23 protein-coding genes are annotated in these 21,816 nt (G+C 59.2%); 7 read left to right on the forward strand and 16 right to left on the reverse strand.

Features of this window, described 5'->3' with window-relative positions:
* Positions 1-6 precede the first annotated feature (6 nt).
* A complete protein-coding gene (locus tag GSF67_RS22735; RefSeq protein WP_006311872.1) occupies positions 7-1,104 on the forward strand; it encodes a glycoside hydrolase family 105 protein in 1,098 nt (365 codons plus the stop codon).
* A gap of 153 nt (positions 1,105-1,257) precedes the next feature.
* Positions 1,258-2,355: an acyltransferase gene (locus GSF67_RS22740; protein ID WP_006311873.1), complete on the forward strand. Its 1,098-nt coding sequence runs from the start codon at positions 1,258-1,260 to the stop codon at positions 2,353-2,355.
* A 391-nt stretch (positions 2,356-2,746) separates the two neighbouring features.
* Here the strand turns inward: GSF67_RS22740 and GSF67_RS22745 are convergent, their stop codons facing one another.
* The 12 genes from GSF67_RS22745 to GSF67_RS22800 form a co-directional block, all read right to left on the reverse strand.
* A complete protein-coding gene (locus GSF67_RS22745; protein ID WP_006311875.1) occupies positions 2,747-3,034 on the reverse strand; it encodes a hypothetical protein in 288 nt (95 codons plus the stop codon).
* Positions 3,035-3,587: 553 nt separating this feature from the next.
* Positions 3,588-3,725: a hypothetical protein gene (locus tag GSF67_RS22750; protein ID WP_006311876.1), complete on the reverse strand. Its 138-nt coding sequence runs from the start codon at positions 3,723-3,725 to the stop codon at positions 3,588-3,590.
* A gap of 46 nt (positions 3,726-3,771) precedes the next feature.
* On the reverse strand, positions 3,772-3,987 hold the full coding sequence (locus tag GSF67_RS22755; RefSeq protein ID WP_006311877.1) for a hypothetical protein: 216 nt from the start codon (positions 3,985-3,987) through the stop codon (positions 3,772-3,774).
* Positions 3,988-4,023: 36 nt separating this feature from the next.
* Positions 4,024-4,260, reverse strand: a complete 237-nt coding sequence (rpsU, locus tag GSF67_RS22760) for a 30S ribosomal protein S21 (protein ID WP_010972776.1) — start codon at positions 4,258-4,260, stop codon at positions 4,024-4,026.
* Positions 4,261-4,288: 28 nt separating this feature from the next.
* The gene (locus GSF67_RS22765) at positions 4,289-4,579 is read right to left on the reverse strand and encodes a cold-shock protein (protein WP_006311879.1); all 291 of its coding nucleotides are present in this window, start codon (positions 4,577-4,579) and stop codon (positions 4,289-4,291) included.
* Between the two features lie 111 nt (positions 4,580-4,690).
* Positions 4,691-4,900, reverse strand: coding sequence for a cold-shock protein (locus tag GSF67_RS22770; RefSeq protein WP_003508146.1), 210 nt, complete (start codon positions 4,898-4,900; stop codon positions 4,691-4,693).
* 260 nt (positions 4,901-5,160) lie between these two features.
* Positions 5,161-5,331, reverse strand: a complete 171-nt coding sequence (locus GSF67_RS22775) for a hypothetical protein (protein WP_006311880.1) — start codon at positions 5,329-5,331, stop codon at positions 5,161-5,163.
* A gap of 331 nt (positions 5,332-5,662) precedes the next feature.
* Positions 5,663-6,898, reverse strand: a complete 1,236-nt coding sequence (locus tag GSF67_RS22780) for a Gfo/Idh/MocA family protein (protein WP_006311882.1) — start codon at positions 6,896-6,898, stop codon at positions 5,663-5,665.
* Between the two features lie 19 nt (positions 6,899-6,917).
* Complete coding sequence (locus GSF67_RS22785) at positions 6,918-7,739, reverse strand: sugar phosphate isomerase/epimerase (protein WP_006311883.1); 822 nt, start codon at positions 7,737-7,739, stop codon at positions 6,918-6,920.
* Positions 7,740-7,763: 24 nt separating this feature from the next.
* Complete coding sequence (locus GSF67_RS22790; protein WP_006311884.1) at positions 7,764-8,927, reverse strand: dihydrodipicolinate synthase family protein; 1,164 nt, start codon at positions 8,925-8,927, stop codon at positions 7,764-7,766.
* 10 nt (positions 8,928-8,937) lie between these two features.
* Positions 8,938-10,080 (reverse strand): Gfo/Idh/MocA family protein, encoded by a 1,143-nt coding sequence (locus GSF67_RS22795; protein ID WP_006311885.1) that lies wholly within the window; start codon positions 10,078-10,080, stop codon positions 8,938-8,940.
* Positions 10,081-10,324: 244 nt separating this feature from the next.
* Positions 10,325-11,023, reverse strand: coding sequence for a TetR/AcrR family transcriptional regulator (locus tag GSF67_RS22800; protein WP_006311887.1), 699 nt, complete (start codon positions 11,021-11,023; stop codon positions 10,325-10,327).
* A 117-nt stretch (positions 11,024-11,140) separates the two neighbouring features.
* Here GSF67_RS22800 and GSF67_RS22805 point away from each other — a divergent pair, with 117 nt between their 5' ends.
* From GSF67_RS22805 to GSF67_RS22820, 4 genes are all read left to right on the forward strand, one after another.
* Positions 11,141-12,430, forward strand: coding sequence for an ABC transporter substrate-binding protein (locus GSF67_RS22805; protein WP_006311888.1), 1,290 nt, complete (start codon positions 11,141-11,143; stop codon positions 12,428-12,430).
* Between the two features lie 72 nt (positions 12,431-12,502).
* Positions 12,503-13,390 carry a carbohydrate ABC transporter permease gene (locus tag GSF67_RS22810; protein WP_010972768.1) on the forward strand — a complete coding sequence of 296 codons (888 nt, stop codon included), beginning with the start codon at positions 12,503-12,505 and terminating at the stop codon, positions 13,388-13,390.
* Positions 13,383-14,258 carry a carbohydrate ABC transporter permease gene (locus GSF67_RS22815; protein WP_004444935.1) on the forward strand — a complete coding sequence of 292 codons (876 nt, stop codon included), beginning with the start codon at positions 13,383-13,385 and terminating at the stop codon, positions 14,256-14,258. Before GSF67_RS22810 ends, GSF67_RS22815 begins: the two co-directional genes overlap by 8 nt.
* A 91-nt stretch (positions 14,259-14,349) precedes the next feature.
* On the forward strand, positions 14,350-15,423 hold the full coding sequence (locus GSF67_RS22820) for an ABC transporter ATP-binding protein (protein ID WP_006311900.1): 1,074 nt from the start codon (positions 14,350-14,352) through the stop codon (positions 15,421-15,423).
* Between the two features lie 174 nt (positions 15,424-15,597).
* Here GSF67_RS22820 and GSF67_RS22825 read toward each other — a convergent pair whose 3' ends face one another.
* From GSF67_RS22825 to GSF67_RS22840, 4 genes are read right to left on the reverse strand one after another with little or no spacing between them, the layout of a single operon-like run.
* Positions 15,598-16,386, reverse strand: a complete 789-nt coding sequence (locus GSF67_RS22825; protein ID WP_006311901.1) for a sugar phosphate isomerase/epimerase — start codon at positions 16,384-16,386, stop codon at positions 15,598-15,600.
* The gene (locus GSF67_RS22830; RefSeq protein ID WP_006311902.1) at positions 16,383-17,399 is read right to left on the reverse strand and encodes a hydroxyacid dehydrogenase; all 1,017 of its coding nucleotides are present in this window, start codon (positions 17,397-17,399) and stop codon (positions 16,383-16,385) included. Before GSF67_RS22830 ends, GSF67_RS22825 begins: the two co-directional genes overlap by 4 nt.
* Entirely contained in the window at positions 17,396-19,267 is a 1,872-nt protein-coding gene (locus tag GSF67_RS22835) for a DUF2264 domain-containing protein (RefSeq protein ID WP_035214993.1), read from the reverse strand. Before GSF67_RS22835 ends, GSF67_RS22830 begins: the two co-directional genes overlap by 4 nt.
* Positions 19,268-19,271: 4 nt before the next feature.
* Complete coding sequence (locus tag GSF67_RS22840; protein ID WP_006311904.1) at positions 19,272-20,333, reverse strand: LacI family DNA-binding transcriptional regulator; 1,062 nt, start codon at positions 20,331-20,333, stop codon at positions 19,272-19,274.
* A 112-nt stretch (positions 20,334-20,445) separates the two neighbouring features.
* On the opposite strand from GSF67_RS22840, the gene GSF67_RS22845 reads away from it, so the two are divergent.
* The gene (locus GSF67_RS22845) at positions 20,446-21,738 is read left to right on the forward strand and encodes an ABC transporter substrate-binding protein (protein WP_035214967.1); all 1,293 of its coding nucleotides are present in this window, start codon (positions 20,446-20,448) and stop codon (positions 21,736-21,738) included.
* Positions 21,739-21,816: the final 78 nt, after the last annotated feature.

The raw sequence follows: 21,816 nt of genomic DNA on the forward strand, positions 1-21,816 counted from the left end.
AAAGCCATGAAAGCCACTGAATATTTTGATCAATTCTCTAGCCGATACAAACACTACAAAGGCGGCAGCTGGTGTTATGAGGATGGCTGTGTCTATCGCGGTCTGCAGCGGCTGCTCGAGGCGACGGGCGAGGCTCGATGGAACGACCATTTGCACCGTCTGGCCGATCTCCAGATCGGTGCGGATGGAACGCTCGCCGGTTATGATCCGCAGGAATATAATATCGACCATATCCTTGCCGGACGCATTCTCTTTCCCCTGTCGGCGCAAACCGGGGATGCACGCTATCTGGCGGCAGCGGGGCATCTGGCGGGCCAGCTCCACAGTCACCCACGCACCAATGCCGGCAATTACTGGCACAAGAAGCGGTATCCGCATCAGGTCTGGCTCGATGGCCTCTATATGGGGCTGCCATTCCAGATCGAATATGGTCAGACGACGGGCCGCCCGGAGCTGATCGAGGATGCGTTGCGTCAGTTTTCAGCGGCACTTGCGCTGACGGCGGATGCTGGTGGTCTATACGTTCACGGTTATGACGAGAGCCGCAACCAGCGCTGGGCTAATCCTGCGAGCGGCAAATCACCGGCCATCTGGGCGCGGGCGGTGGGCTGGCTTGCCATGGCGCTGGTGGATGCGCTGGTCATCTTGCCGGACGACAGTGCGACGGCCGAGCTTCGCGAGAGGACGCGACGTCTTCTGGATGGTATCATTGCACGGCAGACGCAGGCCGGTCTCTGGATGCAGGTGCTCGACAATCCGGGCCTTGCCGGCAATTATGCGGAAACATCCGCCTCCGCCATGTTCGCTTATGCCCTGCTGCGTGCGGCCCGGCTGGGGCTCTTGCGGGGTGAAGACGCGAAGGCTGCCCTTTCTGCTGGTCGCCAGGCGCTTGCCGCACTTCTGGAAACGCGCCTCGAGCTGGATGAGCAGGGCGTCGCGCGGCTAACCGGCATCGTGCATGTCGCCGGGCTCGGCGGTTTCGACGGTAATTATCGAGATGGAACGCCGGACTATTATCTGACGGAGCCGGTCGTATCCGACGATGCAAAGGGTGTCGGGCCGCTGATGATGGCCTATGCGGAAAGCCTGCTTCTGGCCCGCTGAAGCCGGATACTTGCCGGAAATGGTGATATAAACGCGGCGCCGATAGAATCCGGGTTGCGCTGAACGGTTTGTGACTGGAAGAAATGAACCGCTGCGGGATAAACCTCGTTTTTGCGATATAACCGGAATCCAGTGTCACCGAGCCCCAATGCCATGATCCAGTCACCCCCGGAACGTTTCATCCTGCTTGACGGCATAAGGGGTGTGGCTGCGCTTTTTATCGTTCACCGCCATGCCGAACAGTTTTTCGGACGGGACCCGGCCTCGAGCTATCTTGCCGTGGACCTGTTTTTTGCGCTCAGCGGCTTCGTGCTGGCCCATGCCTATGGCAAGAAACTATATGAGGGGACAATCACGCCGGGCTTTTTCCTGAAGGCTCGCTTTGCCCGTCTTTATCCACTCTATGTGCTGGCGCTGGCGCTGATGGCGGCCTATTTCATCTGCCTTTACGTGCTGGGCCTGCCGACGCCGATCGATGATCTGCATCGTCTCATTGATCCCGGCGAGCTGGCTTTCGCTCTTGTCACAGGACTTCTGTTCCTGCCCGCGCCCTTCACACTCACCCTGAACGGCGCGCTGTTTCTGGTCAGCCCGGCATGGTCGCTGTTCAACGAACTGGTGGTGAATGCGGTTTATGCCCGCTGGGGTGCGCGCGCGACAATGAAACAGACGGTTTTGGTGCTCGCCGTCAGCGCCGTCGTGCTGATGGTGGCGGCGGCGGAATTCGGCAAGCTGCATGCGGGTTTCCGCTGGCATGAAATGTATGCTGGCATGGGTCGGGTATTTTTCTCGTTTTTTGCCGGCGTGCTGATCTACCGTTTCCGCAACCGCGTACCGGTTTTGAAGCCGGTTCAGGCCGGCCTTTGCCTGCTGCTGGTTTGCTTCATCCTCGCAGTGCCCATGTCAAGCGCGTTGCGGCCGTTTTTCGATCTCGTCGTTGTGCTGATCGTCTGGCCGCTGCTGCTGTTTGTGGCCAGCAAGACCGTACCGGGCCCAAAGGTAGGGGCGGTATCGGTGTTTCTCGGCACGGCATCTTACGCGGTCTATGTGCTGCATATTCCGCTTCTGGCCTGGACGGAGTTTCTGGTCCCGGCGGCCACGCGGGAAACGATCGCCCTGCCGGCCGGGATGGTTTTCCTCGTTACCGTAACCTGCCTGTCATGGTGGCTGACGGTCTATTATGATCAACCCGTTCAGAAATGGCTGAAGAAGCGTCTGAGAAAACGCGCGGAAATCCGCCAGCCGGTCTAGTCCAGCGGGCGGACTGTCGATCTCAAATATGGCGATCTCAAATATGGGCGAAAATCGGAGCCGTCAGCACGAAGGCTGCGACGAGGCTGATGATCGTCAGTTTTGCCGCTCGCATGCGCCGCATCCTGCGGCCGCTCCAGTCATACGTCATACTCACCCTCCACGCAGACGCTACGCCGGTATGTAACCGTTCGGGCTTAACGCAGACCGGTCATGGTTGCGCATTCAGCCTGAAGCATTGGTCCATTCCCAGGCACCCCTGGCGCGCCTGATCGCGCGCGGGACGCCCAACTTCAGTGTTGCCTGATATACGGCTTTTGCCAAGCCGCTATTTTCATCAGTGATTTTGACGGCTCAATCGCGGGTTGGCCGCGAGCGTCTGGCACCATAATCACCGGTACAGGGGCGGCAGGCCCTGGATGGCGTAACGCGGTAGCGGTTTCCACGCTCTGACACGCTCATGTTTGTGAACGCCGAACAGAAACAGCATTTCCTCTGAAATATCCGCGGGGTTTGTAAAACCATCCTGAAAAAGCTCAATCACCTTGCGGGCGGCATTGTTATAGAGCATGGCATCGTCATCCATGCTGTCGCGCTCATAGCCGAGACCTTCCAGCACGCACTGGAGCATATTGAGGTCCTGCGACGTGATGATGCAGTTTTGAAAAGTGGAAGACATGACGCCCTCCTTTCTTGTGGGGTTCACAAAAGCCGCAGCGCCGGGCAGGTGTGCCGTGACGCTTCAACGCTTCAAAAGACAGACGTCGACAGGGAACGATTCCCTTTCCGTGCCGTAACGCAATGTCATGTAAATGCCGGAAGTTACTGCCGGTCGACGAAAAGGGACAGAGCCAGGGCTGGGGTACGCCATAGAGGCCTGACAGCGGCAACGCCAGTCAATGATCGATGAGGAAGAGTGCGCCCTTTGGGTGGAATAGGCAAGGCAATTCCGAAGGTGGCGCAGGCAAAAGGGATATCTAAAATGTCACCTCTGCAGGCAACAAAAAAGGCCGGGGCAATATTGCACCGACCTTCCTCATATCGCTCTTAACACCAGTGCCAGTACATCCGTGGTCAAAAGTCTGAAGCGACAAAACAACTGCGAACGACAATTTCATTCGCGCTCACCAGCAGTTGCTATAAAAACTATCTAGTAGGGCAATGTGGCCAAAACAAGTCCGGCATCCATAATGATACTTTTATTGTCGTGACTTGCCGGTCGATGCCGTGCCCTACTTCTTTTTGCCATCCGCTGCCGTGGCGTTTGCGAACTTCACCTGCGAACCGGCTGGCGCCGCGGCAGGTGTTTTCGTCTTGTCCTTCTTCGGTTTGCGGACTTCCTTGTTACTGCGTACTTGACCCTTAGCCATGATATCGTCCTCCTGAGTTAACCGGGGGGCGGTAAAAAACCGCCCGCTATTTCTTGCCGGATCGCTTCTTCGCGGGCACCGGTTCGGCGACGACAATAGTCGCTTCCTGTGCCTCGCGAAGCTGGCGAAGGCGCTCTGTCTTGCGAGCGCGCAGGTCGGCTTCGGCGTTGATGATCTGCTTTGCCGCGCTATCGGTCAATGATGCTTTGTCCTGCGCGGATAGTTTGCCGGGCTTGAAAAAAGCTTCTTTTGTCGCGGCCATGGCAGTTCTCCTTCACGGAAGAGCGGTATCGAACAGTTACCGGGTACGGACGGCCTTTTTGGGCGCTGGCAGCAGGCCTTCGCGCTGCATTTTCTTCTTTTCCAGCTTGCGGTGGCGGCGCACAGCCTCGGCCTGTTCGCGAACGCGCTTTTCCGATGGCTTTTCATAGGATTCCCGGGCGCGCATCTCGCGGAAAATGCCTTCACGCTGCATTCTCTTTTTCAGGACGCGAAGGGCTTGCTCTACATTGTTGTCTCTGACGAGTACTTGCAAGAATATCTCCTTTAAGCAGCCGATGCCGCTATTTTCTGATTTTGATCGTATTCAGATTGATCCAGCTCGAACCGGTTTCGCGTGGTGCATGGCTTTCGCCTTTGCCTGGCCGCGATGCCGTCGACATCTGCGCATCAATGTCATCGAGCGCGACGCTGCGCTCGAAATTCTCATGCTGGAAACGTACCCTGTAACGAACCGTTCCCTGCGCTTCGGGCATGACTGACGTGATCCGGCCTGGGCCGTCGGGCTGGGTATTGCCGAGGACCCCTGACTTCAAAAACACGTCATCGCCACAACGATAGGGATTTTTGCGCATTAAGGACCTCCATGGCCCAAAAACAAAAGGCCGGGCTTTTACCCGACCTCTCACAGTCATTTGCACCTGCAGCCAGTACATCCGTGGTCTGCGGGGCCAAAATGACGAATATCAAGCTGCCTGAAGGTTATCGGCAGAGCTTTTTCCGGACCGGCGGTCCTGAACGATCTCATAGCTGATCTTCTGGCCGTCGTTCAGCGAACGCATGCCAGCGCGCTCAACAGCAGAAATGTGAACGAAAACGTCCGTGCCGCCGTTATCAGGCTGAATGAAGCCGAAGCCCTTGGTGGCGTTAAACCACTTTACAGTACCAGTGTTCATAACGATCTCCTTTTTAGAATCGTTGTGGTTCCCGCGATACCTTGCGGGATTAGATCGATTTTTGAGAGGAAATCCGACGGGGAACACGAGGTTCCGGTAACGACGTCACAAGCAATGGTCGATGAAGGTAAATATAGGCACAATTTTCGATTTTGCAATGACCGGGCCCGGAAAATTGGGTTCGTTCCCCATTTGATGGTTTAACCAACTGTTTTATAAGTAAAATATCTTGCTTCAAGATGGTCCGGCGCAGCTGTTTTTCAGCCCGCGCCAGGGGTCACCTCCCGGCTGTCATCGTCCGGCAGGCTACCGGCGCCCGGGGTCTTTTCGTAGTCGGTAAGGGAGGGTTTGGCATGCGGACCGGCGGGCGGAATGTCGCTTGCCTTCGAAGGCTTTTTGTCGGCGGTTTTCGGTTTTTGTTGCTGCGTCATTGGCGTTCTCCTTTGGCAGGAAACGCCGAAAAGGGGGTGAAGTTCCGCAACCACGCAGACTGGACACGGCGCGGCAGCGTCAGCGACGGGTGCGCGGCTTCTTCTCTTCGCGGTTCATATCGCGTCCGACCCATTTGAAAAACAGGAAGAGGCTGACGCCGATGATGACGAGCGGAACGAAGGATTCAAAACTGGACATGATTCACTCTTTCTTCCCCCGGTGAGCATTTTACCGACATGGAAGAAGCGCGTAATCTGCGGAATATCGTCTGTTCTTTTTGGCAGTTGCCATCTGTGGCCCGCAGTTTGACACGCCACGGGCCAGAATCGCTCAGAGCGGCAGCGATTGTATCGGCTGGGAGCCGCCATCGCGGGCGCTTTTCAGCGCCGCCACGCCACAGAGGACAGACATGGCGCCGGCGCGTGATCCCGCCCGCTGCCGCAGCCGGTCGTTGGAGCCGGGCTTGAAGATCATGTCGCGCATGCGGTTATCGCCGCCATAATGACCGCCCGGCTCATGTGGCACCCAAATGCGCTCGACGCCACCACCGAAACTTTTCACCACAAGGATTTCGTCGGCCGGCGGCTCCGTCCAGGGCTGCTTTTCATATTGGCGCATCTCGATGCGGCCCTTATGGCCGTTGAAAGCGATGTGGTGTCCCTCGATCGGCATATAAGTGTTGAGCGAATAGGACACCTGCACGCCGCTGGCGTAGCGGATCGACGCGCTCATCGTATCGGGAATATCGATCTCTTCGCGAAAAACGCAGGCATCGCGCATATAACCGTCGATGCTCGAAGGATCTTCATAGAGGGCGTCGAGGAAGGGATCTGCGCCGAGATCCATGAAATAATCGCACTCATCCTTGTGCGGACAGGTGCGACAGCGCGTTCCGCGGAACGGGCCATTCTTGCCGTAGTGCAGTAATTGCCCGAAACCCTTCACTTCCACGGGGTCGGAATCGAGATACCAGTTCAGAAGATCGAAATGGTGGGTGGCCTTGTGCACGAACAGGCTGCCGGAATGTTCGGTGAAGGCGTGCCAGCGGCGGAAGTAGTCCGCGCCGTGCTGGTTATCCAGATACCAGTGGAAATCGACCGAGGTAACCGTGCCGATGGCGCCGTCATCGATCAGTTCCTTGATGTGGGCGGCTGTCGGCGAAAAGCGGTAGTTGAAGGACACATCGACGCGGCGGCCGCTCTTTGCTTCCGCTGCGCGAATGCGGTCGATCTTTTCCGGGGTGGTGGTCATGGGTTTTTCGCTGATGACATCAGCCCCGCCTTCCAGCGCACGGATGATGATGTCGTCATGGGTATCGTCAGGGGTGCAGACGATCACCAGTTCCGGGCGTTGCTCCACCATCATCCGGTCGAAATCGTCGTAAAGCGGCGCGTTCGATCCCATCATGGTGCGGGCGCGTTCGGCGCGCATCAGGTTCAGGTCGCAAATGCCGACCAGCTCGACATAGTCGCTCCAGCCGGCCAAAAGTTCGCGGCCCCACATGGTGGTGCCGCGATTGCCGGTGCCGACCAGCGCATAACGTTTGCGTTTCACCCTTTCAGGCATTGTCTCTCTCCCGGATATCTCAACAAACAGTCTTGAAACGCTCGACCACGGTGGACAGAACCTCGTCCATTGGCCGCGCCTGCCAGCGATGCGAAAAGATTTCCACTTCCTGCGGGCCGTGGAAGCCGGCGGCCTCGATCATGGCGCGAAATGCCTTGAGGTCAATCACGCCGTCGCCCATCATGCCGCGATCATTGAGGGGATCGGTGGTCGGCACCAGCCAGTCGCAGATGTGATGCGCCAGTATCTGCCCGTTCCTGCCGGCCCGCGCCACCTGTTCCTCCAGTTCCGGGTCCCACCAGACATGGTAGACGTCGATGGCAACGCCGGTGCCGGCTCCCAGCCGGTCGCAGAGATCGAGCGATTGCTTCAGCGTGTTGATGCAGGCTCGCTCGGCAGCGTAGAAGGGGTGAAGCGGCTCGATGGCCAGCGGCACGCCAGCGGCGCGGGCATAGGGCAGAAGCGCGGCCATGCCGTCCTCCACCATCTGCCGCGCGCCTTTCAGATCACGCGAGCCGGCGGGCAGGCCACCCACGACAAGCACGAGGCAGTCGGCCTTCATGGCGGCGGCTTCATCGACGGCGCGTTTATTGTCCTCGATGGCGCGGCGGCGGCCATCGGCATCGGGAGCGGGGAAAAAGCCGCCGCGGCAATGGCCGCTGAGGCGCAGGCCGTTCTGCTCGACGATGCGGGCGGCTTCCGCGAGACCGACACCGTGCACCTGTTCGCGCCAGGGCGAAATGGCGGTGATGCCATGCGCAAGGCAGGCATCAACGATGGCACCAAAAGCACCGCCCTGGCGCACGGTGGCGAAATTGATGGAAAGGCCTTCAAGGCTCATATCGATATCTCCCCTCGTTCTTTTTCAGCCGATGCCGCGGACGGCCAGAAACGCCTTCATGCGGTGGGTGGCGAGATCCGGCTCGGCCAGCACATTGGCCTTGTCCGCCAGCCGGAAAAGCTCAGTGAAATGCTGGGTGGAGCGGGTGCTTTCCTGCCCGCCGACCATGGTGAAATGGTCCTGCAACCCGTTGAGATAGGCGAGGAACACCACGCCGGTCTTATAAAAGCGGGTCGGGGCCTTGAAGATATGGCGCGACAGCGCCACCGTCGGCTCCAGAATATCGAAAAACTCATTGTCCGCACCGCGCTTCAGGCTGGCGAGCGCCTTTGAAGCGGCCGGCGCGATGGCGTCGAAGATGCCGAGCAGGGCGTCCGAATGGCCCTGTTCGTCACCGGCGATCAGTTCGGCATAGTTGAAGTCGTCGCCGGTATACATGCGCACGCCTGCTGGCAGGCGGCGGCGCATGACGATTTCCTTGTCCTTGGAGAGAAGCGAAATCTTGATGCCGTCGATCTTTTCGGCATTTTCCTCGATCATGGCGAGGCAGGTTTCCATGGCGGCCATGTGGTCACCGGAACCCCAATAACCCTTGAGCGCCGGGTCGAACATTTCGCCCAGCCAGTGGATCACCACTTTCTGCTCGGCGCGGGAAAGTACCCTGGCATAAGACTTGAGATAATCGTCCGGGGAACGGGCAGCAGCGGCCAACGCGCGACTCGCCATCAGGATAACGCGACCGCCTTCTCCCTGAACAAAATCAAGCTGTTCCAGATAAGAGTCAATAATCTGGTTTAGATCATAACCGCCACTATCAAGATGGTCTGTGCCGACGCCGCAGGCAATCAGCGCATCCTTGCGGCTGGCCGCTTCCTTCAGCGAACGGGAGATCAACTCCTGCGCCTGCGGCCAGGCCAGCCCCATGCCGCGCTGCGCCGTATCCATCGCCTCGGCAACGCCGAGGCCGAGGTCCCACAGGCGGTGGCGAAAGCGCAGGGTCGCGTCCCAGTCGATGGCCGGCGTCAGCCACGGGTCGTTGTCGGCAAACGGATCGGCCACCACATGGGCGGCGGCGAAAGCGACGCGGTTGAAATCCGCGGCACTTCGTTTTTCAACGGCGACGGGCGTGCCTGATAGCCGGTAGACCTCGATACTGCGGTCGTCCTTTGGAAGCTTGATTTCGCTCACTGTCGCCTCCTTACGAAATGGCGGGAACGTCGAGCCAGCGGCGCTCCTTCCACGATCTCAGCCCCAGTTCGGCAAGCTGCACGCCTTTCACGCCTTCCATCAGCCCATAGGGCCACGGGTCGTTATCGACGAGATGGCGCACGAACATTTCCCACTGCGCCTTGAAGCCGTTGTCATAGACGATATTGTCCGGCACTTCCTGCCAGGTCTTGTAGAAATCGATAGTCTGCGGCTGGTCGGGGTTCCATACCGGCTTTGGTGTGTTGGTGCGATGCTGGGTAAAGCATTTGGTCAGGCCCGCCACTGCCGAACCATGCGTGCCATCCACTTGGAAGGTGACGAGGTCGTCGCGGCGCACCCGCACCGCCCAGGAGGAGTTGATGTGGGCGATGGCGCCGCCCTCCAGCTCGAAAGTGGCATAGGCCGCATCGTCAGCATCCGCCTTATAGGCTTTGCCCTGTTCGTCGAAACGCTCGGGAATATGGGTCGCGCCAAGGCAGCTTACCGATTTCACCGGCCCGAACAGATTGTCGAGCACATAACGCCAGTGGCACAGCATATCGAGAATGATGCCGCCGCCGTCTTTCAGGCGATAGTTCCAGGAGGGGCGCTGCGCCGGCTGCCAGTCGCCCTCGAACACCCAATAGCCGAACTCGCCGCGCACCGAGAGGATTTTGCCGAAAAAGCCGCTATCGCGCAGCATGGCAAGCTTGCGAAGGCCCGGAAGGAACAGCTTGTCCTGCACGACGCCGTGCTTGATGCCCGCACTTTCGGCCAGCCGGGCAATCGCCAGCGCCTCTTCCATCGTGTCGGAAATCGGCTTTTCGCAATAAACGTTCTTGCCGGCCTTGATGGCTTTCTCCAGCAGGCTGCCGCGCATCTGCGTCGTGCCGGCATCGAAGAACAGCGTGTCGTCAGGGTTTGCGAGCGCCGCATCGATATCGGTCGTCCAGCGGGCGACATTGTGCTTTCTGGCGATTTCCTCGATCTTCGCACCGTTGCGGCCGACCAGAATGGGGTCGAGCATCACCCTTTCACCATTCTTCAAAAGCACGCCGCCCTGATCGCGAATGGCGAGAACGGAGCGCACGAGATGCTGGTTGTAACCCATGCGGCCGGTAATGCCGTGCATGATGACGCCGATACGTTTCATGAATTTCCTCCCAAGGCGGCCTTTTCCCGAAGGCCGCTTCCGTCAAACATGGCAATTTGTAACCATTTGGTTATTTGTGATCGTGAAGGATGCGATCTGTCAAGGTGTTTTTGGCAGGAAAAACTGGATTTCGTGTGCCGCCGCCATAGTGCATCTTCGCCGCGCCGCAACAGAAAACGACGCGCTTCGCGGTTGCGAATGGCACGTCGTCACTGTTGTTAAAGGAGAATTCGGTTTGGCCGGATCATACCGGCCGCACCGCAGCAAGCAGGGTGCTGACGATGTGCTGGCCCCAGCGTTCCAGTTCGGCCGGGTCGGTCAGGTCGCGCTGGAAGATGGTGGACAGCGTGAACCGGTTCGACAGGTAAAAGGCGCCGAGTGAAGCGATGGTCAGATAGACGTCGATCGGATCCAGCCCGTCGCGGAATTCGCCTGCGTCGCTGCCACGCCGCAGCACGTCTTCAAGCTCCGAAATGAAATTCGAATGCATCGCGGCAATTGTCGGGGATTGCCTGAGATAGCGGGCTTTATTGAGGTTTTCCGTGGCGAGAATGCTCAAGAATTCGGGATGGTCCAGGAAATAATGCCATGTGAAAAGTGCAAGCTCCCGCAACCCTTCCGCTGGGGGGTTGCGCGTCAGGTCCAGACGTCTTTCGGTGTGGCGGATATGGCGATAGGCATCCTCCAGAACGGCAAGATAAAGCGCATCCTTGTCGCCGAAATAATGATAGATCATCCGCTTGTTGGTGCCGGCGCGGCGGGCGACGACATCGATTCGAGCGCCGGCCAGACCTTTCGCTGCCACTTCGCGGCGGGCCGCTTCAAGGATCGCGGCCCGGGTTCTTTCAGGGTTCCGTACCTGTGTCGTCGCGCGTTTGCGCTTGGGCGGCAGCGTTTCTTCCGGGGCCGCATCGAGTGGCTGGTTTTTTGTCGTTTTTTCCATTTCAGCACCCGCTTGACAATGTTGGTGATCGGTGTTCCCATGTAACCAATTAGTTATAAAACGGCAAGTGTCGTTTACGTTCATCATCAATTGGCAGTCAATAGGGAGGAGTTGCCAATGCCCATGATGCTTAAGAGGAGAACTGTGCTTTCGACGGGGCTTGCGGCCCTGTCGCTCGCAACATTGGGAGGAGGGTCAGCGCAGGCGCAGGCCGCGCGCCTTCGCATGTTGTGGTGGGGGTCGCAGGAGCGTGCCGATCGCACCAACAAGGCGATATCGGCCTATAAGCAGGTGAAGCCCGATCTCGACATTGCCGGCGAATTTGCCGGCTGGAGCGATTACTGGCCGCGCCTTGCCACGCAGGTGGCGGGCCGCAATGCGCCCGATCTGATCCAGATGGATTATCGCTATATCTTCGAATATGGCCGTCGCGGCGCGCTTGCGCCGCTGGACGATTATATCGGCAAGGGCCTGAAAATCGAGGATTTCGGCAAGATGAACATCGATTCCGGCAGGGTCGATGGCAAGCTTTACGGCATCAATCTCGGGGTCAATTCCAGCGCTGTCTTCTTTGACAGGGCGGCATGGGAAAAATCCGGCGCCACACCGCCGGCGACCGGGCAGACCTGGGAGGAGTTCGCCGAAAACGCCGCCAAGCTCAGCAAGAACAAGCCGAAACCCGGTTATTATGCCACGGCCGATGCGAGCGGCGTGGAACCGAGCTTCGAAAACTGGCTGCGCCAGAACGGCAAGTCGCTTTATACGCAGGATGGCGCCATCGGCTTCGATCCTACTGACGCGACCAAGTGGTTCTCCCTGTGGGCCGACCTGCGCAAGAGCGGCGCCTGCGTGCCGGCCGATGTGCAGGCGCTGGACCAGCTCAATATCGAAACCAACCCTTTGACGACTGGCAAGGCGGCTACCGCTTTTGCCCATTCCAACCAGTTCGTCGGTTATCAGAAGCTCAACAAGTCCAAGCTTGCGATAAGCTCCTATCCGAAGAGCAAGAAGGATGGGCCTTCCGGCCATTATCTGAAGCCCTCCATGCTCATCAGCGTCGCCAATGGCAGTGCAGGCATCGAGCAGGCGGTTGGTTTCATCAACTTCCTCGTCGCCGAACCTGAGGGCATCGATATTCTCGGTGTCGAGCGCGGCGTTCCGGCCTCGGAATCCATGCGCAACGCCCTGAGCAGCAAGCTCGACGAGGTCAGCAAGATCATGGTGGACTATATTGCCGAGATTACCCCCGGCGTCGGCGATCTGCCGCCGGCGCCGCCTCCGGGTGCGGGCGAGTTCGCCTTCGTCCTGAAACGCACGGCGGAAGAAGTCGGTTTCGGCAAGATTTCGCCGGAAGAGGGCGGTGACCGCCTCGTCAAGGAATCCGAAACCGTTATCAAACGGAAGTGATGGTTTATGGCCTTTCGATCTGAAACTCTTGTGGGGGAGAGCCGTGGCGCGGCTCTCCCGAAGCGGGGCGGCATGAGGCGGATGTTTGACCGCAACATTCACGCCTACCTGTTTCTCCTGCCCTGGCTTATCGGCTTTTTCGGCCTCACGCTGGGCCCGGCGCTTGCGTCGCTTTATCTGTCTTTCACCAATTACGACCTGTTGCAGTCGCCGGACTGGGTGGGGGCGGCCAATTATGTGCGCATCGCCACCGCCGACCCAAAATTCGCCGCGGCCATGCAGGTGACTTTTACCTATGTGCTGCTTTCGGTGCCGCTGAAGCTGATCTTCGCGCTGCTGGTGGCGCTTGCCTTTAATCGCGGCATCCGTGGTCTTACGCTTTACCGGGCGATTTTTTACCTGCCGTCGCTGCTCGGTTCCAGCGTGGCGATCGCCGTTCTCTGGCGCCAGCTTTTTGCGTCGGATGGTCTTGTCAACATGATCCTGTGGCAGGCTTTCGGTTATGAAGGGCCAAGCTGGATTTCCAATCCGGATTATTCGATCTACACGCTGGTCATCCTGTCCGTCTGGCAGTTCGGCTCGCCGATGATCATCTTCCTCGCTGGCCTTAGACAAATTCCGCAGGATATGTATGAGGCTGCCGAAATAGATGGTGCCAGCAAGGTGCGGCAGTTCTTCCGCATTACCCTGCCGCTTTTGACCCCGGTGATCTTCTTCAACGCGGTGATCCAGACGATCGATGCCTTCAAGGCTTTCACCCCCGCCTTCATCATCTCCGAAGGCACCGGCGGGCCGATCAATTCGACGCTGTTCTACACGCTCTATCTCTATCAGGAAGCCTTCGGTTTCTTCCGCATGGGCTATGCTTCCGCACTTGCCTGGATTTTGGTGATCATCATCTCGCTGTTCACGGCCTTCTCGTTCCTCAGCGCGAAATACTGGGTGCATTACGATGACTGACGCTGTTACCGCTCCCCGGCCGGGACAAGGCCCGCAACGCTCGCCGCTGAAATCGGTGATGCTCCACACGGCGCTGATCATCGCCTCCTTTGCGATGCTCTACCCGATCCTGTGGATGATTTCAGGCTCCTTCCGGCCGCAGGACGAGTTGTTCGGCTCGTCGTCGCTTATCCCCTCGGCAGTCGATGTCGGCGGTTATATCAGAGGCTGGACGGGGCTACAGGTGAGCTTCGGGCAGTTCTTCTGGAACTCCTTCTTCATCTCGGTGCTCGCTACCATTGGCAATGTGGTCGGCTGCTCGCTCACCGCCTTTGCTTTTGCAAGGCTTCGGTTCGGTGGGCGCAATTTCTGGTTCGCGCTGATGCTCGGCACCCTGATGTTGCCCTATCATGTCGTGCTCATTCCGCAATATATCCTGTTTCTGGAAATGGGCTGGGTGAACACCTCGCTGCCGCTGATCGTACCGAAGTACCTCGCGACGGACGCCTTCTTCATCTTCCTGATGGTGCAGTTCTTCCGCGGCATTCCGCGTGAACTGGACGAGGCGGCTGTCATGGATGGCTGCTCGCCCTTCCGCATCTACTGGAAGATCATGCTGCCCCTCTCGCTGCCGGTACTGGCCACGGCCGCCATCTTTTCCTTCATCTGGACCTGGGACGATTTCTTTGGCCCGCTGATCTATCTGAATGACATCAACACTTACACCGTGCAGCTTGGCCTCAGATCCTTCGTGGATTCCACCGGCAGCTCGGACTGGACCTCGCTTTTCGCCATGTCCAACCTGTCGCTGGTGCCGGTCTTCCTGTTCTTCCTGTTTTTCCAGCGGCTGCTGATCGAAGGCATCGCCACGACCGGAATGAAACGCTGAACCGGGGAAGCCGGACCGAGAACGCATTTTATAAGACCATCAACACTGTCGCGGCTGCCCTTTGCGCGGCGCGACAGTCGGGAGAAACAGCATGGCAAGCAGCATTACTCTGGAAAAAATCGTCAAGCGGTTCGGCGCTTTTCCGGTCGTTCACGGTATCGATCTCAAGATCGAGCCGGGTGAATTCACGGTGTTCGTCGGCCCTTCGGGCTGCGGCAAATCCACGCTTCTGCGCATGATCGCCGGTCTCGAAGAAATCTCCGAGGGTGATCTTCGCATCGATGGCGAAAGGGTGAACGAAACAGCCGCCTCCAAGCGCGGCATTGCCATGGTTTTCCAGTCCTATGCGCTCTATCCGCATATGAGCGTTTACAAAAACCTCGCTTTCGGGCTGGAAACGGCGGGTTACAAGAAACCGGAAGTCGAGGCACGGGTGCAGAAAGCCGCCGATATCCTGCAGATCGGCCCGTTGTTGCAGCGCAAGCCGAAGGCGCTTTCCGGCGGCCAGCGCCAGCGCGTCGCCATCGGCCGCGCCATCGTGCGCGAGCCGAAAATCTTCCTGTTCGATGAGCCTCTGTCCAACCTCGATGCCGAACTGCGCGTGCAGATGCGCGTTGAAATCGCCAAGCTACACCAGACGCTCGGCAGCACCATGATCTATGTAACGCACGACCAGGTGGAGGCCATGACCATGGCTGACAAGATCGTCGTCCTGCGCGACGGCCGCATCATGCAGGTCGGCCGCCCGCTCGATCTCTACAACAATCCGGCCAACCAGTTCGTGGCCGGCTTCATCGGCTCGCCGAAGATGAACTTCCTCTCCGCCAAAGTGGTTTCAGGCGACGGTTCTAACCGCACCATAGAGGTGGCCGGTCAGCGAATCGTGCTGGAAAAACCGGTCGCGGCTCAGCAGGGCGAACCTCTGACCTTCGGCGTGCGCCCCGAACACGTCAACCCGCAGGCGCAATCCTCGCTCGGTGAAGCGTCGATCCAGCTCGTGGAACATCTCGGCGGCTCGACGGTGGTTTACACCAGTACACCCGATGGTCAGCCCGCCACCGTGCTTCTGGACGGCCAGCGCCACATTCGCATCGGCGAGACCATTCCTTTTGCGTTCGATCTGGCGAAGACACATCTGTTCGGGGCGGATGGACGGCGGATATGAGAATGAGTGGGTGGGAGCTGTCTCACCATAGGGCGGCTAACGAAGTCCGCAAAGCTTGCGTTCGTCATCCTCGGGCTTGTCCCGAGGATCTGCAACCTGTTGATTTTGTTCAACGTGATTAGTTCCTCGGCACAGGGCCGAGGATGACGTCGCGTGTGAGGTTGCAATCGTGCACTAATCGGCCACTCTGTGGCCGGCGAGTATCTCGCTTAGCGTCGCCGCATCTTCCGCAAACTGGCCGACATCGTCACCTTTTATGAATTCCAGCATCGCATAAGCCGGTTTCGTCCATTCGCTCTCCGGCATGGCCTCGACACACGACTGCCAATAATCCACTCGGTCGGCAAGCGGCAGACGGCTGGTGTCGGCAAGCCATGCAAAGATGTGCAGATGGCAGATGCGTGAGCCGATTTTCGATATTTCAGCGAGAGCCTTTTCGAGCGGCAGGCCGGGTGCCGGCTGCCAGTAGAAAAAGAGGTTGGACAGGGTCAAATCCTGCGCCAGTTGCAGGGCCGAGGGCAGGGTGTCCGTCAGTGAATTGGGGTGATATTCGAGGCCGATCGTCATGTCGTAATCCTGCGCGTGGCGGGCGATCTCTGCCAGCGCCTCGGTGGCCGTGCGGCGCTCGGCGGGAGAGTAGTCCGTGGAAGGCCTTTTACGTTGGCCCGGCCAGATGCGGATATGGTCGGTGCCGAGCGCTTTTGCGGTTCCCAGCACGGCGGTCAGATTTTCCCGCGTAAAATCCGGCGCGAAGATGTAGGAGCCGTAGGAGGAGACGGCGAGGCCCGCTTTAGCGGTCCGCTCGGCCACATCCCTTGCATTTTCGAGGTCGCCGGCGGGAACGTGGATATCCGCGCCCCATTCGATTGCCCTGATGCCGTTTGCGACGGCAAGGTCGATGACGGCCTGCGGCGACAGAGAGCGGAAGGTGACGGAGCAGAGGCCCGGCTCGAAAATTCTCATGCAATTAGTTCCAGATGTTCCGGCCGTACCTGCTGTTCAAGCGCCGCGCCCTGACAGAAGCGTTCGATTTCCGCGATTGCCATGTCGCCCAGCCTGGCGCGCTCCAGACCGGTGGCGCCGGCGATATGCGGTGTCAGAAATACATTCGGTAGGCTGTAGAACAGCGAATCCGGCGGCGGCACTTCCGGATCGGTTACGTCGATGACGGCTTCGATGCGGCCGGTCTTCAGTTCGCTCAGAAGCGCATTTTCATCCACCAGCGCGCCGCGTGCCGTGTTGATGAGTGTCGCGCCATCCTTCATCCGGGCGAGTTCCTGCGCGCCGATCATATGCCGCGTTTGCGGCAGGGAGGGCGCATGCAGGGATATGACATCGCTTATCGCCATCAGCCTATCGAGCGACACGAGGCGCACGCCGAGCCGTTCCGCCTCCGCCGGGTTTAGAAAAGGGTCAAAGAGAACAAGATCGAGATCGAAGGGGCGCAGAAGCGCGATGACGCGCCGTCCGATCCGCGACGCCCCAACGATGCCGACCGTAAGGCCAAGATTTCCGATAGGCTCGGATTGCAGTCGTTCGACATTGCTCCGCCCGCGATCATTTTTGTAGAGGCGCCTGAAGCCGAAGGCGCGTTTGCCAGCCAGCAGGATCATCGCCAGCGTAAATTCGGCGACCGGCTGCGCATTTGCCTCCGCCGCGCTGCACACGGTGATGCCGCGTTCGAAGACCGCTTGCGACAGGAAATATTTGACCGTGCCGGCGGCATGGGAGATCAGCTTCAGTCGTGGCATCCGTGCCAGTTCCCTTGCGCCTATCTCAGGACAACCCCAGCCGGTCAGGAGAATATCCGTGCGCTCCAGCCGGTCCTGCACGGATGGATCGTGAAAATCGCAGATCCGGGCCATATCGAGGATTTCAACGCTGTGCGACAACCTCTCGAGCGCCTGATGTGTCAGCACGTGCTGCGTCCGCTCCGGGTCCATGGCAAGGCTGAGACGCGGAAGCGGGCTCGTCATTGCGGTTCTCCCGCCATGGCGCTGACGGGAACGCCCCTATCCGCAAACAGGCGGTCTAGCGCCTCAAGGTCCGGGCATGCGGGAACGGCGGCAAGCGCCCGTTCACTCTCTGCTCCCGCCACGCCCGCAAAGACGGCGCAGGCGAGCATGGTTTCGCCAGCCGGAATCTCGCCGCGCAATTGCGGCACGGTTGTTTTGGCGTTGATGAGATTGGTATTGGGCAGCGCCTTCAGCGCCACGCCGTGACGGCTTATCGTCGAGCCGAGATCGACGATGGCGGATATGTCGGTGCCGCAATCGGCCGTCGCTTTTCCACCTGTTTCGCTGACGACATCGCGTTCGCCATCGTTGCGGTTGATCGCAAAGCCGCCTTCGGCAACGGCAAGAGCACGCGCGGAGGTGATACGGTGCAGCCTGACATGCCAGTTTTCGGCCGCAACCAGTGTCGTTTCAACCGTCACATCCGGGAATGGCTTCCACGTCGCGCGCAGATTTGCCCCGGCCATCAGAACCTTCCGGTTGGTCTCCCGCACGCGGTAATGCAGGCCGTCGTCGGAGAAGGCCAGCATATTGTCAAAACCATTGGTCCTGAAGCCGCGCTCGTCCACCTCGACGCCAAAGCCGTAACGGGAGGAATAGGCGAATTTGGCGTATTTCTCGGGCCCGCCGCGCATGGCGAGGTTTTCCTGGCCGCTCGAAAGCGCGGTGACGTTGCCCTTCGCCCGCATCATCACCATGCCGGGATGGACGAGTGGATGCGGGTTGGTGGATACCTTGGGCAATGTCTCCTGCGCCTGCCAGAAGGGGTGGCTCTCCGGTAAAGCCAGCGGCAGAAAGGCCTTGAAGGCCCAATAGGGCGAACCGGCCGAATTGTAGCTTTCCGACATGGTCAGCTGCGGATAGGCGTAACCGATGGAGAGCACACCGTCGCGATCCGCAATCGGCTTTTCCGCCCACCAGCGCAGATGGCTGAGATAAAGCCCCTTGATCTCGCCCCAAGGCAGTGCTTCCTCATCGGCAAAGGCAAGGCCGGCCCAGAAGCCGCCGCAGGCGAAACGATAGGTCATGGAACGACCGAAGGCCAGCGCGCCGCCATCCTCATCGAACCAGCTGGCGAAATCGCTTGCGAAGAGGCGGGCACGCTCGCGATAACGCTTGGCATAGGCATCGTCAGGCTTGCTGAGCCTGGCATAGATCAGGCCGTAAAAATGCATGGCGAAGGCGATATAGTGATCGATACGGCGATAGTTGCCGTCGCGATACCAGCCATCGGCAATATAGAAATCGTCCAATTCCCTCTGGAATGTCTCGGTCAGGCTGCGGTCGAAACCGATACCGAGATGGTCGAGCGCCATGTCGACCATCACCCGGAAGAACTTCCAGTTATTGTCGGCATAATTGCGCTCACGTGCCGCCAACAGATAGCGGCTGACATTCTCCTTCTGCGCGTCGGACAGCGGCTCCCAGAGGTGTTGCGGCGCAAGCCGCAGCGCAAAACCAATTGCTGCAAGCTCGACCAGCCGTTGATCTTTCTGGCGCACATCGCCCCAATAATCGGGGTGGGCGGGGTCGGTGCCGTTGGCGATTCCCTTTGCCAGAAGTGGCCAATGGGCGAATGTATCGCCGCTCAACGCAAGCGGCGCGATGCCCCAGAGCGGCCGGGCGAAACCTTCGAGATCGGCTGCGGCCCGGTCGAAATGCGCGGCGGTGCCGCTTAGTGCCACTCTTGCTCCGCCCGGTGAAAAATAGGGGAGCAGCGGCGCGAAACTGTCGTCGAGTGCGCGCCGGACATCGGCGCGGCTCTTGAGCGGATTGCCATGCAACGGGTTAAATCTTGCCATATCGCTTCTGTTCCCCGTGTCATGCATTTTGTCATGCATCGCCTGCTGCCTTTCCGGTGTTTTTTGCCTGTCCGGCGGTCTGCCCTTCCACTAGCTGCACGCCGAGCTGTATGTGTCGGGCATTGGCGGAAGGTTCCGTCATCCGGCGCCGCAGCAGCTCCACCGCTTCGCGGGCAATTTCACGGCGATCAACCCTGATCGTGCTGAGCCTCGGGGTGGAGAGTTCGGCAAAGGGCAGGTCGTCGAAGCCGATGATGGAAAGATCGTCCGGCACGGCAAGGCCAAGCTCCTGCGCAGCACCCAGCGCGCCGAGCGCAATCGCGTCGTTCATGCAGAAAATGCCTGTTGTCCCAGGGCTCTTGGCGAGCAACTGGCGAACCGCATCGCCGGCCTGTCCGAAGCCACTCTCCACCGTTGAAAGCAGGCATTCTTCATAGGTGGCTCCCTCTTCCTCGATCGTTTGCCGGAAACCGCGCATGCGCTCCCGGATGGTGTGGCGATGATGCGGGCCAATATAGGCGACCTTGCGGTGGCCGAGTTCCAGAAGCCGCCGCGCCGCCATCGCGCCGCCGTAAAAGTTGGAGGGTGAAATGCAGTCCAGCAGCATCGCAGGATCGGCGCTGTTGACCAGAACCGGCTGCACCACACCCTGCGTGATGCGGTGAATGATTTCGTCTTCGGGGTCGAGACCGATGGCGAGAAGGCCGTCTACTTCGCAGACGCGCTGCGTGAGCGCCTCGTCGATCTGCTTCTGGTGCAGGAGCCGGATATCGAGTTCGAAGCCATCTGTCTGGGCAAGGCTGCGCAGCGTGTCGAAAATATCGTGATAGAAGGCACCGATGTCGCCGGTCGCTCTTTCCGCAGCCATCAGCGCAAGAATTTTTTTGCCCTCCAGCGTCACGCCGCTCGCCTGGTTTCCGGTCGGGCGCAACGGATAACCAAGCTCGGCGGCCACACCCAGCACCTTTGTCTGGATCGAAGCGCTGATGCCCTTTTCCCCCGCTAGAACGCGAGAAACCGTGCTGATGGAGACACCGGCGCGCTGGGCGATATCCGACTGGCGCGGGCGGCTGATGTCGGGCGTATCGTTCATATCGTCTCCTGCGCTTGCAAAAAAATCTAATTTGATGCAAATATTGCAAACTAAGAAAATTTGCAAGAATTTAAGTGGAATCTGAAAAATTTGCAAAACGCGGGAGGAGCAGATGCAAATGATCGATAGACGTGGATTTCTGGTGACGGCGGCGCTGGCCAGCCTGGGGGCTGCGGCGGGTGGTTTTCGCGCTATGGCGGCGGAAACCCGCCTTCGTTGCGTATGGTGGGGCTCAGCGGATCGCAACAAGCGCACCAATGAGGTGATTTCGCTTTACCAGAAGGCCGATCCGCAAACGGTGGTGAGCGGCGAGATGATTGCCGGTTCTGACTACTGGACCAAGCTTGCGACCTCCATGGCCGGGCGCAATGTCGCCGATATCTTCCAGCTCGAGCCTTCCACGATTGCCGATTATTCCGGTCGCGGCGCCTGCATGGAACTCGACCAGTTCGTCGGCTCGGCGCTTGATCTTTCCAACTTCGGCAAAAGCGAGATCGATCTTTGCCGTATCGATGGCAAGCTTTATGGCGTTGGCCTCGGGCTCAACTCCTTCTGCATGATGTATGATGCCGAGGCGCTGAAGGAAGCGGGCGTTTCCATGCCGGCGGGGCAGATCACCTGGACGGCGCTGGCGGAACTGGCGCGGGATTTCAAGAAGAATGGCCCGGCAAAAAGAAACTACTGGGCGGTGCCCTATGGCGCGCGGTATCATTATGTTTTCGACGTCTGGCTGCGCCAGCGTGGCAAACTCCTGTTCCAGGATGGCACCATCGGTTTCAACAAGGAAGACGCCAAGGAATGGTTCGCCTATTGGGAGAAGCTGCGCGAGGACAAGCTCTGCGTTTCCGCCGATATCCAGACGCGTGACGACAATACCATCGAATCCAACGCGCTGACGCTTGGCAATTCGGCCATCGGTTTTGCCTATTCCAACCAGCTTGTGGGTTACCAGGCGCTCAACAAGAAAACGCTGTCCATCGGCATGCTGCCCGGTGAGGGGGAGGGTAAGCCGACGGGACACTATTACCGGCCGGGCCTTATCTGGTGCATTTCCTCCACCTCCACCAATCCGGAAGCGGCGGCGAAGTTCATCAACTTCTTCGTCAACGATGTCGACGCCGGCAAGGTTCTCGGTGTCGAGCGCGGCGTGCCACCGGCGAAGAAGGTGCGGGAGGCGGTGTTGCCAAGCCTCAACGAGACCGAGCGCAAGACGGTGGATTACATTGAGGGCCTGTCGGGCAAGCTCGATCCCTATCCGGAACCCGCCCCGATCGGCGCCAATGAATTCGACCGTGGTGTGATGCGGCCGATTGCCGATTCGCTAGCCTTCGGTCGCGCCAGCGTCGATGAGGCGGCGCAGAATCTTGTCGACACCGGCACGCGGACCCTGCGCAAGCGCGGTTGACGACAAAAAGGGCACCGCCACGCGGTCTCGCAGCCGTGTGGCGGTGCTTTTTCATTGGTCGCGAGAGGATCGCGACGA

It is taken from the genome of Agrobacterium sp. CGMCC 11546 (assembly GCF_013365515.1).
Classification (GTDB): Bacteria; Pseudomonadota; Alphaproteobacteria; order Rhizobiales; family Rhizobiaceae; genus Agrobacterium; species Agrobacterium fabrum.